The sequence below is a fragment of the Aeromonas sp. PrichA-15 genome (assembly GCF_017939245.1).
GTDB classification, from domain to species: domain Bacteria; phylum Pseudomonadota; class Gammaproteobacteria; order Enterobacterales; family Aeromonadaceae; genus Aeromonas; species Aeromonas caviae.
Map to the genome: position 1 here is coordinate 1 of NZ_JAGKRH010000149.1, position 14,560 is coordinate 14,560.

The 14,560-nt window shown below is 61.3% G+C and carries 12 protein-coding genes and 1 pseudogene; 8 read left to right on the forward strand and 5 right to left on the reverse strand.

Going from position 1 to position 14,560, the window contains the following annotated elements; translation table 11 throughout:
• Nucleotides 1-247, forward strand: a 247-nt coding sequence (locus J9889_RS16675; RefSeq protein ID WP_210557399.1) for a hypothetical protein, incomplete at its 5' end; no start/stop codon positions are given.
• A 146-nt stretch (nt 248-393) separates the two neighbouring features.
• On the opposite strand, the gene hemG is transcribed toward J9889_RS16675, so the two are convergent.
• The 4 genes from hemG to pepQ are packed head-to-tail and all read right to left on the reverse strand — an operon-like array spanning nt 394 to nt 4,359.
• On the reverse strand, nt 394-918 hold the full coding sequence (gene hemG / locus J9889_RS16680) for a menaquinone-dependent protoporphyrinogen IX dehydrogenase (RefSeq protein WP_029313439.1): 525 nt from the start codon (nt 916-918) through the stop codon (nt 394-396).
• Nucleotides 919-925: 7 nt separating this feature from the next.
• A complete protein-coding gene (locus J9889_RS16685; RefSeq protein ID WP_052814712.1) occupies nt 926-2,383 on the reverse strand; it encodes a TrkH family potassium uptake protein in 1,458 nt (485 codons plus the stop codon).
• Between the two features lie 36 nt (nt 2,384-2,419).
• Nucleotides 2,420-3,037, reverse strand: coding sequence for a YigZ family protein (locus J9889_RS16690; RefSeq protein ID WP_041212013.1), 618 nt, complete (start codon nt 3,035-3,037; stop codon nt 2,420-2,422).
• On the reverse strand, nt 3,037-4,359 hold the full coding sequence (gene pepQ, locus J9889_RS16695; protein ID WP_167826483.1) for a Xaa-Pro dipeptidase: 1,323 nt from the start codon (nt 4,357-4,359) through the stop codon (nt 3,037-3,039). Before pepQ ends, J9889_RS16690 begins: the two co-directional genes overlap by 1 nt.
• Nucleotides 4,360-4,555: 196 nt before the next feature.
• On the opposite strand from pepQ, the gene J9889_RS16700 reads away from it, so the two are divergent.
• The 6 genes from J9889_RS16700 (at nt 4,556) to J9889_RS16725 (ending at nt 13,919) form a co-directional block, all read left to right on the forward strand.
• On the forward strand, nt 4,556-6,493 hold the full coding sequence (locus J9889_RS16700) for an acetoacetate--CoA ligase (RefSeq protein ID WP_210557402.1): 1,938 nt from the start codon (nt 4,556-4,558) through the stop codon (nt 6,491-6,493).
• A gap of 204 nt (nt 6,494-6,697) precedes the next feature.
• Nucleotides 6,698-8,845 (forward strand): fatty acid oxidation complex subunit alpha FadB, encoded by a 2,148-nt coding sequence (gene fadB / locus J9889_RS16705; protein WP_210557404.1) that lies wholly within the window; start codon nt 6,698-6,700, stop codon nt 8,843-8,845.
• Nucleotides 8,846-10,030, forward strand: a complete 1,185-nt coding sequence (gene fadA, locus J9889_RS16710) for an acetyl-CoA C-acyltransferase FadA (protein ID WP_210557406.1) — start codon at nt 8,846-8,848, stop codon at nt 10,028-10,030. It abuts the gene before it with no gap.
• A gap of 347 nt (nt 10,031-10,377) precedes the next feature.
• Nucleotides 10,378-11,100 carry a response regulator transcription factor gene (locus J9889_RS16715; RefSeq protein ID WP_010672413.1) on the forward strand — a complete coding sequence of 241 codons (723 nt, stop codon included), beginning with the start codon at nt 10,378-10,380 and terminating at the stop codon, nt 11,098-11,100.
• A 113-nt stretch (nt 11,101-11,213) separates the two neighbouring features.
• Nucleotides 11,214-12,659 (forward strand): ATP-binding protein, encoded by a 1,446-nt coding sequence (locus J9889_RS16720; protein WP_010672412.1) that lies wholly within the window; start codon nt 11,214-11,216, stop codon nt 12,657-12,659.
• 3 nt (nt 12,660-12,662) lie between these two features.
• Nucleotides 12,663-13,919, forward strand: a complete 1,257-nt coding sequence (locus tag J9889_RS16725) for an ABC transporter substrate-binding protein (RefSeq protein ID WP_210557408.1) — start codon at nt 12,663-12,665, stop codon at nt 13,917-13,919.
• A gap of 44 nt (nt 13,920-13,963) precedes the next feature.
• Here the strand turns inward: J9889_RS16725 and J9889_RS16730 are convergent, their stop codons facing one another.
• Entirely contained in the window at nt 13,964-14,155 is a 192-nt protein-coding gene (locus tag J9889_RS16730; RefSeq protein WP_010672410.1) for a hypothetical protein, read from the reverse strand.
• A 171-nt stretch (nt 14,156-14,326) separates the two neighbouring features.
• On the opposite strand from J9889_RS16730, the pseudogene J9889_RS16735 reads away from it, so the two are divergent.
• A pseudogene (locus J9889_RS16735) lies at nt 14,327-14,422 on the forward strand (sulfurtransferase TusA); the annotation flags it as partial.
• Nucleotides 14,423-14,560 lie beyond the last annotated feature (138 nt).

Consider the following 14,560-nt stretch of genomic DNA (forward strand, 5'->3'; position numbering starts at 1 on the left):
ACTAAAAGTTGCTTTGGTCACTTCATCAGACATTGAAAATCAAAAATTGTTTTTGATGCTCGATGCTGTGAGTGCCCACACAGATTGCTTGATTCAAATTGTTAAAGAGCGTCACGCTTATCGCGTTGAGGAGGCGCATCTTACGCCCCTCACTTCGAAAGTCAAGCGGTTGTTTTCGCTTTTCTTTCGGCGCCCACTTCCTAAGGAAGCTGGCTCATCAGGTTGGCGTGTTCCGCCGTGCTGGTAGGGGCGCATTATAGGGAGCCGCGCCGTGATGACAAGGGCTATTTTGCGAAAAATAGTCCTTTTTACCGATTTGTGGCTCGAACGCCTACTTATCAAACAAAAAGCCCTGCTTACGCAGGGCTCTGGCCGCTTTGAATGACGTCACTGTTACTTTTTTGACCAAAACTCACGGGCAAAGCCGCGCACCTTGTCCCAGTCGGTGAATTCCAGATCCTTGCTGGTATCCGTGCTGCCCCCGGTGATCTTCATGATCAACTGGATGATGCGGGTCTGCCACCAGTTGTAACGGGAGTACTGCAATGCCCCGGCAAACACCCCCAAAGTTTTGGGCTTCCAGGGAGAGAGGCGCAGAAACTTCTTCATGTAGGCGTTGGTCTGCGGCGTCTGCTTCTCGGGCTTGCGTGCCGTCAGGTTCACGCAGAAGAACGCCGCATTGGCTACTTCCAGCTGTTCATGATGTGCGTGTATGAAGCTGAGCAGGCTGGGGTGGAAGTTACCGTAGCGAATGGAAGCGCCAATCAACACCTTGGCATACTTGCTGAGGTTGCACATGGGCAGGGTGTGCAGGTCGTGCATCACCACTTCGCATCCTGATATTTCCTCCAGCATGACATCCACGATTTTCCGCGTTTGCCCGTCCCGGGAAGAATAAAGCACCAAAATCTTGTCCATACCAACCTCAACTACGCCAGAATGCAGGAGTAAACAGTACCAGAAGTGTGAAGATTTCCAATCGACCAAACAACATGGCCACGATCAATATCCACTGTGCAGTGGCCGAGATATTGCCGAAGTTGGCCGACACCTCCCCCAGACCCGGCCCCACGTTGGTGAATGCCGCAGCCACGGCGGAGAAGGCCGTCACTTCGTTCAGCCCCGTCATCAGCAGCAACAGCATGAAGATGAAGAACAGAATGATGTAGGTGGCAAAGTAGCCCCAGACCGCTTCCACGATCCGTTCCGGTACGGCGCGGCGTCCCAGCTTCAGGGTGTAAATGGCCCGCGGATGCACCAGCCGTTTGAGTTCACGCATCCCCTGCAGGAACAGGATCATGAAACGCATCACCTTGATGCCCCCCCCGGTACTGCCGGCACAACAGCCGATGAAGGCAGAGAACATCAACAGCATGGGCAGGAAGGAGGGCCAATCCGCATAGCTGGTGGTGCTGTACCCCGTGGTCGTGCCCAGCGACACCGCCTGGAACAGACCGTGGTTGAGCGCCTCCTGCCAGGTGGCGTAATGACCGTGGAACAGCAGAGAGACGAAACAGATCAACACCAGCACGCACTGGATGCTCAGAAACACTTTGAGCTCCGAGTCCCGCAGATAGCTGCTCACGCGCACCGGCTTGTGGGCAAATACCATGAAGTGAAGCGCGAAGTTGACGCTCGCCAGCAACAGGAACACCACTGTGATCAGGTTGATGGCCGGGCTGTCGAAGAAACCGATGCTGGCGTCGTGGGTCGAGAACCCCCCAACCGACAAGGTGGAGAAGGAGTGGCAGATGGCATCGAACAACGTCATTCCCGCCATCCAGTACGCGAGAGCGCAGAGGGAGGTCAGCAACAGATAGATGAACCAGAGCGCCTTGGCCGTCTCGGCGATGCGCGGGGTCACCTTGTTGTCCTTGACGGGCCCCGGGATCTCGGCGCGATAGAGCTGCATACCCCCGATACCCAGAAGTGGCAGCACGGCCACCGCCAGCACGATGATCCCCATGCCACCGAGCCATTGCAGCAGCTGGCGGTAGAAGAGAAACGCCTTGGGCAGATTGTCCAGCCCGGTCAGCACCGTTGCGCCCGTGGTAGTCAGGCCGGAAAACGACTCGAAAAATGCCTCCGAGACCGACATGTCAGGCGTGTCGCTCATGATGAAGGGGACGGCACCCACGCTCCCCAGCACCACCCAGAACAGCACCACGATGAGGAAGCCTTCCTTGGACCTGAGTTCCTTTTTCTGATGGCGGTTGGGAAACCAGAGCAGGAGGCCGAGCAGGAGGGCTATGACGAAGGAGTTGACGAACTCGGTACCACCGCCATCACGATACCCAAAAGCGACCATCGCGGGCAGCAGCATGGTCGAGCTGAACAGGGCAACCAGCAGACCGACGATACGAATGATGCTCAGAATCTGCATTCCGGCTCCCTCTTCAGACTAAAAGAGCGATGGATTCTAGCCATCTAAGGGACGAAGGGATACCCGACCCTGGGTCCGGTCGGTCAATTCCTGTGCGATACGGGCCCAGAGCGCAGACTCCCACGCTACCTGAAGGGTGACGCTGGCACCATAATCGGCCACCAGCAACTGCCCTTGATGGACAGAGATGAGTGACTCCACGGCCCCCATGTCGGTGTAGTCACACTGGATCACGGAAGAGGTCAGCTGACGCTTGATACAGGTTTCAAGTTGCTTGAGTGCTGCCCCCACACCACCACCATAGGCCTTGACCAGGCCACCGGTCCCCAGCAGCACGCCACCGTAATAGCGCACCACCACGGCGGCGACTTCACCCAGACCAGCCCCCATCAACTGGGCCAGCATGGGCTTGCCCGCCGTGCCCGAGGGTTCGCCATCATCACTGAAACCATAAACCTGGCTGTCTTGGGGGGCGCCGGCGACAAAAGCCCAGCAGTGATGCCGGGCTCCCGGGTGTTGCTGTTTGATCTCGTCTATCCAGGCCTTGGCGGCCTCGACGGTCGGAGTATGGGCGATGTAGGTAATGAAGCGGCTCTTCTTGATCTCTTCGCTCACCTCCAGCGGGGCTGCCGGTATGGGGTAATCCGTCGCCATCAGAGCCCTGCTTGTCTGGTCAGGTTCTCCACCCCGTTGGCATGCAGCACCACGTTGTCCTCGATGCGAATACCACCATAGGGACGCAGCGCCTCCACCTTGTTCCAGTTGACCCGCTTGCCCTGCTCACCCTGGCGCAGCGGCTCCAGCAGGCTGTCGATGAAGTAGAGACCCGGCTCTATGGTGAACACCTGGCCCACTTCCATCACCCGGGTGCAGCGCAGATAGGGGAACTGCTCGGGGGCCGCCAGGTGAGTGCCGCGCTCATCCTGCATGAAGCCGCCGGCATCGTGTACCTGCAGGCCGAGGAAGTGGCCGAGACCGTGGGGGAAGAAGACATTGGTCACCCCGGTGTGGATCATCTCATCCACCGACATGTCTACCAGTTCGGTGGCTTGCAGCAGGCGCGCCAGCCTGTGGTGCATCTGCAGGTGCAGCTCGCTGTAGCGGCGGCCCGGCTTGATCTCGTCGATGATCTCCTGTTGCTGTGCATCCAGCGCTGCGATCAGATCGGCGAACTCACCGCGGCGCCAGGCCCAGGTCCGGGTAATGTCGGAGGCATAACCGTGCACGTCCACGCCGGCATCGATGAGGAAGGAGTAACGCTCCGCATCCGGCACCCGCTGGGTGGAGAGATGGGTGTAGTGCAGGATGGCCGCATTGCGGTTGATGGCAACAATGTTGCCGTAGGGCGCCTCATTGGCCCCCTGTCCGACCGCCTTCATGTAGGCCAGGTTGATCTCGAACTCGCTCGCCCCCGCCATGAAGGAGTCCTTGGCTGCGATGTGGCCGCGCACGCCGATGCGGTTGGCATCGCGAAGACATTCCAGCTCATAGGGCGTCTTGTAGGCACGGTGGTAGTGCAGGTAGTTGAGGACCGCCTCCGGATTGGGCTGGCCCAGTCCCAGCAGCTCGGCCACTTCCAGATGGCCGCCCAGATAGGCCCACTCCTGCTTGTTGGCCGGCAGGTGATCGGCAACCTGCTCCGGGCGAGTCAGGAAGCGAATGTCGAAGAAATCGACCCAGAAGGCGTTGGGCAACTCCGCCACCTTGTGCCAGAAGTCCACCGGCCGGTAGAACAGCAGCACCGGCTTGTTCACCCCGTCCACCAGCAACCAGCAGTGAGGGTTGTCCAGCACCGGCAACCAGGCCTTGAACTGGGGATTCACCTTGAAGGGATAATCCTGGTCATCGAGAAAGATGCGATGAGTCTGGCCGGAGTGGATGGCGAGACCGCCAAGACCCTGTTGTTGCAGGATGTCGCGGGTACGCTGCTGAAGGGTGTCGAGATGCTGGGCAAAAAGTTGGCTGTAACTGCTCATGGCGTCCTGCTCCGGGCGAATGTGACTTCAGCATAACATCAAGCGAATCAAGGCTCGAGCCACCCGGCTTTCGCTTCGTGAGGTAACGCATAGGTTACAGGCTTTTTGTTATGAAGATAAAACAGACAATTAACAAACAAAGAACAATTCAATACACTGCCCACAGACAGTAGATATCAGCCGTCAGGAACGACTCATGCAAAACCTTTGTCTGTGGACACCGGATCAGGACAGGATGCAGCACTCCAACCTCCACCAGTTCATGGCCGAGGTCAATCACTTCCATGGTCTGCAACTGCGCAGCTATGCCGACCTGTATCAATGGTCGGTGGAGAAGACCACCCGCTTCTGGCCCCTGGTGTGGCAGCACTGCGGCGTCAAGGGCGAGCTTGGCAACATTGTGGCGGAGAACCGCCAGGATATGCAGCGCGCCCGCTGGTTCCCCGACAGCCAGCTCAACTTCGCCGAGAACCTGCTGCGCCGTCAGGATGAGAGCCCGGCCATCATCTCCCGCATCGAAGGGGGCCCAAGCCGGACCCTGAGCTGGCATGAGCTGGCAGATCAGGTCGCCCGCCTGGCCCACTGGCTTCGCAGCCAGGGCATAGGCCGAGGTGATGTGGTCGCAGCCTACCTGCCCAATATCCCGGAAACCGTGGTAGCCATGCTGGCAACCACCAGCCTCGGCGCGATCTGGACCTCCACCAGCCCCGATTTTGGCGAGGCCAGCGTGGTGGAGCGCTTCGGTCAGACCCGTCCCAGGGTGCTGTTCGCGGTGGATGGCTACCGCTACGGCGGCAAGGCCATCGACATTCAGGACAAAGTGGCCAGCGTCGTCGGTCAGCTCGACAGCATAGAGCAGACGGTGCTGATCCCTCTGCTCGGCAACCCGCGGCAGCTTGGTCACGACTGGCAGCAACTGCTGGCAAGCCAGCATGATGCCCAGCTCGCCTTCGAGCCCATGGCCTTCAACGACCCGCTCTATATCCTCTACTCCTCCGGCACCACCGGCAAACCCAAGTGCATCGTGCACGGCATCGGCGGCACCCTGCTGCAACACCTGAAAGAGCACCAGTTGCACTGCGACATCAAGCCGGGGGAGCGCATCTTCTACTTCACCACCTGTGGCTGGATGATGTGGAACTGGCTGGTGAGCGCCCTCGCCTCCGGCGCCACCCTGGTGCTCTACGATGGTTCCCCCTTCTACCCGGATGGCAACGTGCTGTGGGATCTGGCACGGGACGAAGAGGTCGCCCTGTTCGGCACCTCGGCCAAGTATCTCGATGCGCTGCACAAACAGGGTTATGCCCCCATCAATACCCACGACCTGCCTGCCCTGCGCCTCATCTGCAGCACCGGATCCGTGCTGTCGCCGGAGGGGTTTGACTACGTTTACCAGCAGATAAAGCAGAATGTGCAGCTCAGCTCCATCTCTGGCGGCACCGACATCTGCTCCTGCTTCGTCATCGGCAACCCCTTGAGCCCCGTCTATCGCGGCGAGAGCCAGGGGCGCGGCCTCGGTCTCGCGGTGCAGGTATTCAACGAGGCGGGCCAGCCGGTGCTGGGGGAAAAGGGCGAGTTGGTCTGCACCAAGCCGTTCCCGGCCCAGCCCATCTACTTCTGGGGTGATGAGAACGGCGACAAATACCACGCCGCCTACTTCGAGCGGTTCGACAACATCTGGTGCCACGGGGACTGGATCGAGCTGACCCCGACTGGCGGCATCCTGTTCTACGGCCGCTCCGACGCGACCCTCAACCCGGGCGGCGTGCGCATCGGCACCAGCGAGATCTACCGCTATGTGGAACAACTCGACGAGGTGGAAGAGAGCATCGTCATCGGCCAGCAATGGAAACAGGACGAGCGGGTGGTGCTGTTCGTCAAGCTCAAGGCGGGTTGCAAGCTGGACGACGGACTGCGTGAGCGGATTTGCCAGCAGATCAAGCGGCACTGCACCGCCCGTCATGTGCCTGCCCGCATCCTGCAGGTGGATGCCATCCCACGCACCAAGTCCGGCAAGATAGTGGAGCTGGCGGTGCGGGAAGTGGTGCACAACCGCCCCGTCAACAACACCCACGCCCTCGCCGATCCCGAGGTCTTGAACCAGTATCGCAATCGGCCGGAACTGGCTAGCTGATACCACGCTCATCTCCATCGGAGGCGCCGCAAGGCGCCTCTTTTTTGCCCGTTTTGTGATGAAGAGCTTTTACTCGATAACTGTTAAACAAATGTTTTAAATAGGTGTTGAAAATGTCTCCTTTTGGATCAATAGTGAGCCTCGCCCCCTGCTGGGGATAAAGGAGCACCATTCCCCACAGAGTGGGAACAAGGAGACACTCTCATGATCTACCAAGGCGAAACCCTGACGGTCAGCTACCTCGAAGACGGCATTGCCGAGCTGAGGTTCGATGCCCCGGGTTCAGTCAACAAGCTGGATCGCGCTACCCTGCTCTCCCTGAGCGAAGCGATCGCCGCATTACAGCAACAAGCCGATTTGAAGGGTCTGATCCTCACCTCCGGCAAAGACGCTTTCATTGTCGGCGCCGACATCACCGAATTCCTGGAACTGTTCGATCTGCCGCAAGAAGACCTGCTCGGCTGGCTGAAAAAGGCCAACGACATCTTCAACGCCATCGAAGATCTGCCGGTGCCGACCCTGTCTGCCATCAAGGGCCACGCCCTGGGTGGCGGCTGCGAGACTATTCTCTCCACCGATTTCCGCCTGGCTGATACCAGCGCCAAAATCGGCCTGCCCGAGACCAAGCTCGGCATCATGCCGGGCTTTGGCGGCACTGTCCGTCTGCCGCGGGTGATCGGTGCCGACAACGCGCTGGAGTGGATCACCACCGGCAAGGATTACCGTGCCGATGACGCCCTCAAGGTGGGCGCCATCGACGCCGTGGTCGCCCCGGACGCGCTGCACAGCGCCGCCGTGCAGATGATCAAGGACGCGGTCAAGGGCAAGCTGGACTGGCAGGGCCGCCGTGCCGCCAAGAAGGCCCCGCTGCGCCTCTCCAAACTGGAAGCCATGATGAGCTTCACCACCGCCGCCGGCATGGTTGCCGCCGTGGCGGGCAAACACTATCCGGCCCCCATGGCCGCCGTGAAGACGGTGGAAGCCGCCGCCGGCATGGGCCGTGATGAAGCGCTGGCCGCCGAGGCCGCCACCTTCATCAAGCTGGCGAAAACCGACGTGGCCAAGGCGCTGGTCGGTATCTTCTTGAACGATCAACACATCAAGGCGCTGGCCAAGAAGGCCGCCAAGCAGGCAAACAAGGCCACCGGCCATGCCGCCGTGCTGGGTGCCGGCATCATGGGGGGCGGCATCGCCTACCAGTCTGCCAGCAAAGGCATCCCGGCGGTGATGAAGGACATCAACGAGAAGGCGCTGGCACTTGGCATGAATGAGGCCACCAAGCTGCTCAACGGCCAGCTCGAGCGCGGTCGCATCGACGGCATCAAGATGGGCCAGGTGCTCTCCGCCATCACGCCGACCCTCAGCTATGACAACGTCAAGCATGTGGACGTGGTGGTCGAAGCCGTGGTCGAGAACCCGAAAGTGAAGGCGGCCGTGCTGAGTGAAGTGGAAGGGATCATCGGCGAAGACGCCGTGCTCGCCAGCAACACCTCCACCATCCCCATCTCCCTGCTGGCCAAGGGACTGAAGCGCCCCGAGAATTTCTGCGGCATGCACTTCTTCAACCCGGTGCACCGCATGCCACTGGTGGAGATCATCCGCGGCGAGCAAACTTCCGATGAAACCATCAACCGCGTGGTGGCCTACGCCGCCGCCATGGGCAAGTCCCCGGTCGTGGTCAATGACTGCCCCGGCTTCTTCGTGAACCGCGTGCTGTTCCCCTACTTCTTCGGCTTCAACAAGCTGGTCGCCGATGGCGCCGACTTCGCCGCCGTCGACAAGGTGATGGAGAAGGAGTTCGGCTGGCCCATGGGCCCTGCCTACCTGCTGGATGTGGTCGGCATCGACACCGGCCACCACGCCGGTGACGTGATGGCGCAAGGCTTCCCGGCGCGCATGAGCAAGGAAGGTCGTACCGCCATCGACGTAATGTATGACGCCAGCCGCTTCGGTCAGAAGAACGGCAAGGGCTTCTACGCCTACGAGCAGGACAAGAAGGGCAAGCCGAAGAAGGTGGCCGACGCAGCCAGCTACGAGCTGCTGGCCCCCATCGCCAAGCCGAAGCAGGACTTTGACAAGGACGCCATCATCGCCCGCATGATGATCCCGATGATCAACGAGGTGGTGCTCTGCCTGGAAGAGGGCATAGTCGCCACGCCAGCCGAAGCCGACATCGCGCTGGTCTACGGTCTGGGCTTCCCTCCCTTCCGCGGCGGCGTGTTCCGCTATCTGGACACTATCGGTCTGGATCGCTACGTGGCCATGGCCGACCAGTATGCCGACTTGGGCCCGCTCTACCGCGTCAGCGACCGCTTGCGTGAGATGGCCGCCCAGGGCAACACCTTCTACTGATTGCGGAAAGGAGATCCATTCATGAAAGACGTAGTCATTGTCGACTGTATCCGGACCCCGATGGGCCGGTCCAAGGGCGGCGCCTTCCGCAACGTGCGTGCAGAAGACTTGTCCGCGCACCTGATGAAATCCATCCTGCTGCGCAACCCCAACCTCGACCCGAACGAGATCGAGGACATCTACTGGGGCTGCGTGCAGCAGACCCTGGAGCAGGGCTTCAACATCGCCCGCAACGCCGCGCTGCTGGCCGGCATTCCCAAGCAGGTGGGGGCGGTTACCGTCAACCGCCTGTGCGGCTCCAGCATGCAGGCACTGCATGACGCCTCCCGTGCCATTCAGGTGGGTGACGGCGACATCTTCATCATCGGTGGCGTTGAGCACATGGGTCACGTGCCCATGAGCCACGGCGTCGACTTCCACCCCGGCATGGCCAAGTCGGTGGCGAAAGCCTCCGGCATGATGGGGCTGACCGCCGAGATGCTCGGCAAGCTGCACGGCATCAGCCGATCGCAGCAGGACGAGTTTGCCGCCCGCTCCCACCGCCGTGCCCACGCCGCCACCGTGGAAGGGCGTTTTGCCAAGGAGATCGTCGGGCTGGAAGGGCACGACGCCAGCGGCGCCCGCTTCTTCTACGACTATGACGAGGTGATCCGCCCCGAGACCACGGTCGAGACGCTGAGCCAGCTGCGCCCGGTGTTCGACCCGGTCAACGGTACCGTCACCGCCGGCACCTCCTCGGCCCTGTCCGATGGCGCCGCCGCCATGCTGGTGATGAGTGCGGACCGTGCAAAGGCCCTCGGCCTCACGCCCCGCGCCAGGGTGCGCGCCATGGCCATCGCCGGCTGTGACGCCGCCATCATGGGTTACGGCCCGGTGCCGGCCACCCAGAAAGCGCTCAAGCGAGCCGGGCTGACCGTCGGCGACATCGACCTCTTCGAGCTGAACGAGGCGTTTGCCGCCCAGTCCCTCCCCTGCGTGAAGGATCTGGGTCTGCAAGACCTGGTGGACGAGAAGGTGAACCTCAACGGTGGCGCCATCGCCCTGGGTCACCCGCTCGGCTGCTCCGGTGCCCGCATCTCCACCACCCTGATCAACCTGATGGAAGAGAAGGACGCCACCCTGGGAGTCGCCACCATGTGCATCGGCCTGGGTCAGGGCATCGCCACCGTGTTCGAACGGGTGTAAGTGAATCACTCCTGACCGCTCACCGGTCAGGGACGCCGCCTCGGGGCGGCAACAACAGACAGAAGGCGGCCCTGCTTCCCGGCACAGCGGCCCCATCACGAATACCGGGTCGGCCTGCCGACCCTGCTGTCGAGTCTGTGGAACGCGCCACACGGGGTGCGCTCCTGCCGTCGGAATCTGCGTGTTGGCCGGCCCGTTTGGGTCGGCCTTTTTTATTCTTTTCCCGCGATCGGGGCCAATCCTGAGGCTATATTGCCCATAACTTCACATTAGAGGGGGGGCTTGCTTGCTTTTTACTCCCTCGACAGGTTCAATCTGCACAAAAAAATGGGTGGATGCACATACATATGTCAACGAGCAAACAACTGCTTATCGTCGACGACGATCGGGAGATCCGCGAGCTGCTCAACGAGTACCTGACCCGGGCTGGTTTCGAGGTACTGACCGCGGCCGAAGGGAACGAGATGCGCCAACAACTGGCCCAGCACAGCCCGGACCTCATCATTCTGGACATCATGATGCCCGGCGACGACGGCTTTACCCTCTGCCAGCAGATACGCCGCGACTCCCAGGTACCCATCATCATGCTGACCGCCGCCTCCGACGAAGCGGATCGGGTGATCGGTCTGGAACTTGGCGCCGACGACTACATCGCCAAGCCGTTCAGCCCGCGCGAACTGCAGGCCCGCATCAAGGCGCTGCTGCGCCGCGCCGAATTCCGCCAGCCGGAGAAAGAAAAGGAACCGAGCCGTCGGCTGCGCTTCGCCGAGTGGACCCTGGACACCCTGAGCCACCAGCTGACCCACGAAGATGGCAGCCTGCTGGATCTCTCCGGCAGCGATGCCCTGCTGCTCGGCATGTTCCTGCAACAGCCCGGCGTGGTCCTGGACCGGGATACCATCTCGGACGCCACCCGCGGTCGCGAGAGCCTGCCCATGGAGCGCGGCATCGATGTGCAGATCAGCCGCCTGCGCCAGAAGCTGGGTGACAACGGCAAGAGCCCTCGCATCATCAAGACCATTCGCGGCAGCGGCTACATGCTGATCGCCGAAGTCCACGAGATCCCGTAGCAGACAGACGCTACGGCGAGACCTTGAACGGGCAGAAGAGAGACCCATCACGGGGCAATGGCAAGGCACAGAGGTAAGCACCCCATGCTGATCGACAAGAGACACACGCTGCCATGACGGGGCAGAAGTTCTGGCGGGCCTTGGTGCCCCGCTCCCTGCTGTCGCGGATGCTGCTGCTGTTGCTGCTCGCCATCCTGCTCTCCCAGACCATCCTCACCGGCATCTGGATGCAGCAGATCCAGAAGCGGGAGCTGGAGGGCATGCTCAGCACCACCCGCAACCTGGCGCTGTCGGCGGCTTCCACCGTCAACTTCTTCAAGTCCCTGCCCCTGCAATACCGCCACATCGCCCTGGATCAGCTGCGCAACATGGGGGGCAGCCGCTTCTTCGTCTCCCTGAACGAGGAAGAGATCCACATCAGCGCCATCCCCGACAGCGAGCGCAAGACGCTGGTGCTCAAAGAGGTGCAGGAGGTGCTCAGCCGCAAACTCTCCGACGCCATGGCGATCAAGGTGGATTTCTCCCGCCCCGAGGAGCTGCACGTCTTCAACAACGACACCCTGCTGGCGGATCTCCCCTCCTCCTGGGCCCGCTACACCCTGTCCCTGGAGCCCATCAATCCGCCGGTGCTGGTGACCCAGATCGAGATAGAACCGGGGGAGTGGCTCTATCTGGCGGCCCTGCTGCCCGCCCCCTACATGACGCTGGATGACACCGTGATGCCGAGCAACCAGGTGCGTTTCATCGCCCTGATGACGGTCTTCCTCTGCTTCTTCACCTTCATGCTGGTGCGCTGGCAGACCCGCCCCCTGCGTCGCCTCGCCAAGGCGGCGGTCAACCTCGGCAAGGACATCGACCAGCCGTCCCTCAAGGAGGAGGGTGCCTCCGAAATCGTGGCGGCGACCCGCGCCTTCAACATCATGCAGCAGCGCATTCGCCGCTTCATCGACGATCGGGAGCGCCTCTTCAGCTCCATCTCCCACGACCTCAAGACCCCCATCACCCGGCTGCGATTGCGGGTCGAACTGCTGGACGACGAGGTGCAGATCGCCAAGTTCAACAAGGACCTGGACGAGCTGGAGCTGATGGTCAAAGGGGCGCTGCAGACGGTCAAAGAGACGGACATTCACGAGAACCTCGAGCAGATCGACGTCAACGCCCTGCTGGAGCAGATGGCGGAGGCCATGAACCTGCACGAGGATCTGCTCACCATCGAGGGGCACTGCAAGTGGCCCTATCGCGGCAAGCTGCTGGCCCTCAAGCGCTGCATCGGCAACCTGGTGGACAACGGCATCAAGTACGGCCAGAAGGTGCGCATCATCATCATGGATGACGAGGAGATGCTGATCCTCTTCATCATGGACGAGGGGCCCGGTCTGCCGGACGATCAGTTCGAGCGCATCTTCGAGCCCTACTACCGCCTCAGCACCGATGCCGCCGGCACCGGGCTGGGCCTTGGCATCGCCCGCAACATAGCCCACGCCCACGGCGGCGACCTGGTGCTGGAAAATCGCCCCCAGGGCGGCCTGCAGGCCACCCTCTCCCTACCAAGGCAGTAATGTATGAAGTGGTTGTCTTTTTCTGTCATCGCCCTGCTCTCCCTGCCCGTCGGCGCCTCCCAGGTGGAGGTGTTGCACTGGTGGACTTCCGGCGGCGAGGCCAGGGCCGTGGAAGTGCTCAAGTCCGAGTGGGCCGAGCAGGGCAACCAGTGGAACGACTTCGCGGTACAGGGGGGCGGCGGCAAGAGCGCCATGACGGTGCTCAAGAGCCGGGCCCTGGCGGCCAACCCGCCGGAGGCGGCCCACCTCAAGGGGTTCGAGCTGCACGAGTGGGGCAGCCTGGGCTTTCTGCGCGATCTCACCCCCATGGCCGAGCACCTCGGCTGGTACCCTCAGCTGCCCCCCATGGTGCGCGATACCCTCAGCCAGAACGGCGCCCTGATGGCGGTTCCCACCGGCATCCACCGGGTCAACTGGCTGTGGCTCAACCGCAAGGTATTCGAGCGACAGGGGCTCAAGCCCCCCACCGACTGGGCTAAGTTCGTGGCGGTGGCGGACAAGCTCAAGGAGCAGGGCATCACCCCCCTCGCCATCGGCAATGAACCCTGGCAAATCGCGGTGCTGTTCGAAACGGTGGCCCTCGGCGAAGGGGGCAAGACCTTCTATCGCAAGGCCTTCCTCGAACAGGACAGCGCCACCCTGACCGGCCCCGACATGGTGCGGGTGCTGACCCGCTTCCAGCAGTTGCGCGCTTATGTGCCCGAGAAATACGCCGGCCTGAAGTGGCACCAGGCCACCAACCTGCTGGAGAGCGGCGGCGCCGCCATGCAGGTGATGGGGGACTGGGTGAAAGGGGAGCTGAGCGCCGGCAACTACCGCCCCGGCGAGGATATCGAGTGCCTGCCAAGCCCGGGCAGCCAGGGACTGTTCAGCTACAACCTCGACTCCATCGCCATGTTCAAGCAGCGGGATCCCGCCCAGTTGCAGGCCCAGGGCGAGCTGGCCAGGCTGTTGATGACGCCGCGCTTTCAGGAGGAGTTCAACCGGGTGAAGGGCTCCATCCCGGCGCTCATCAAGCCGGACATGAGCAAGTTCGATCGCTGCGCCATCCGCTCCTATCAGGATTTCCTCCACGCCGAGCAACAGGACAACCTGCTGCCCAGCATGGCGGAGGGGATGGCGGTGCCCACCAACATGCGCCAGGGGATCATGGATGTGCTGAGCAGCTTCTTCAACGACGCCAGGGCCAACCCCGAGCAGACGGCGCAGCAGCTGGAACGCGCCATGCGCTCGACCCGTTCAGGCGCGGAGCAGAAATGACAAAGGCGGACATCGTCCGCCTTTGAGTGCCGAGAGCCAGGCTCTCAGGAGGGATCGTTCTCGTCCTCATCCTCGTCGTAGTAGTCACTGAGCTCGATCCAGAGCCCCAGCCCTATCATCACCATGGAGCCGAACCAAGTACCGGTATTACCGATCGGGCTGCCCAGCACTATCATGGCGAACGACAAGAACCCCATGCCTGCGTAGGCTTGTAATCTGCCGTAGGAGACCTGCATATTCACACCTCCTTGTTGAATATGGTTCAATTTTTATATTACTCATACGGCGGGGTGTGGGTAGGGCCGGATAACACTTTGGTTACATATGCTGTTGACAGCCCAGGTCGTTTGATTATTTTTTCGCCGTGAGTATCATTGGCAGCTGATTTGGTTGAAGGTTGATTATTGATGAGTGCTTTATTCTGCGACGCGACTCACGAGTTGGACGCAATCGGGCTTCGTTGTCCCGAACCTGTCATGATGGTGCGTAAAAAAGTGCGGCTGAAGGTTGATTATTCATGAGTACTGTATTCTGCAATGCGACCCACGAGCTGGACGCAATCGGGCTTCGTTGCCCCGAACCCGTGACGATAGCGCGCAAGAAGGTGCGGCTGAAGGTTGATTATTCATGAGTACTGAATT

Excerpts from the sequence above, each read along its gene's own strand:
- J9889_RS16720 (WP_010672412.1), top strand. The coding sequence starts at position 11,214 with ATGACGGGGCAGAAGTTCTGGCGGGCCTTGGTGCCCCGCTCCCTGCTG.
- J9889_RS16715 (WP_010672413.1), top strand. The coding sequence starts at position 10,378 with ATGTCAACGAGCAAACAACTGCTTATCGTCGACGACGATCGGGAGATC.
- J9889_RS16685 (WP_052814712.1), bottom strand. The coding sequence starts at position 2,383 with ATGCAGATTCTGAGCATCATTCGTATCGTCGGTCTGCTGGTTGCCCTG.
- J9889_RS16700 (WP_210557402.1), top strand. The coding sequence starts at position 4,556 with ATGCAAAACCTTTGTCTGTGGACACCGGATCAGGACAGGATGCAGCAC.
- J9889_RS16690 (WP_041212013.1), bottom strand. The coding sequence starts at position 3,037 with ATGGCGACGGATTACCCCATACCGGCAGCCCCGCTGGAGGTGAGCGAA.
- J9889_RS16725 (WP_210557408.1), top strand. The coding sequence starts at position 12,663 with ATGAAGTGGTTGTCTTTTTCTGTCATCGCCCTGCTCTCCCTGCCCGTC.
- pepQ (WP_167826483.1), bottom strand. The coding sequence starts at position 4,359 with ATGAGCAGTTACAGCCAACTTTTTGCCCAGCATCTCGACACCCTTCAG.
- hemG (WP_029313439.1), bottom strand. The coding sequence starts at position 918 with ATGGACAAGATTTTGGTGCTTTATTCTTCCCGGGACGGGCAAACGCGG.
- J9889_RS16730 (WP_010672410.1), bottom strand. The coding sequence starts at position 14,155 with ATGCAGGTCTCCTACGGCAGATTACAAGCCTACGCAGGCATGGGGTTC.
- fadB (WP_210557404.1), top strand. The coding sequence starts at position 6,698 with ATGATCTACCAAGGCGAAACCCTGACGGTCAGCTACCTCGAAGACGGC.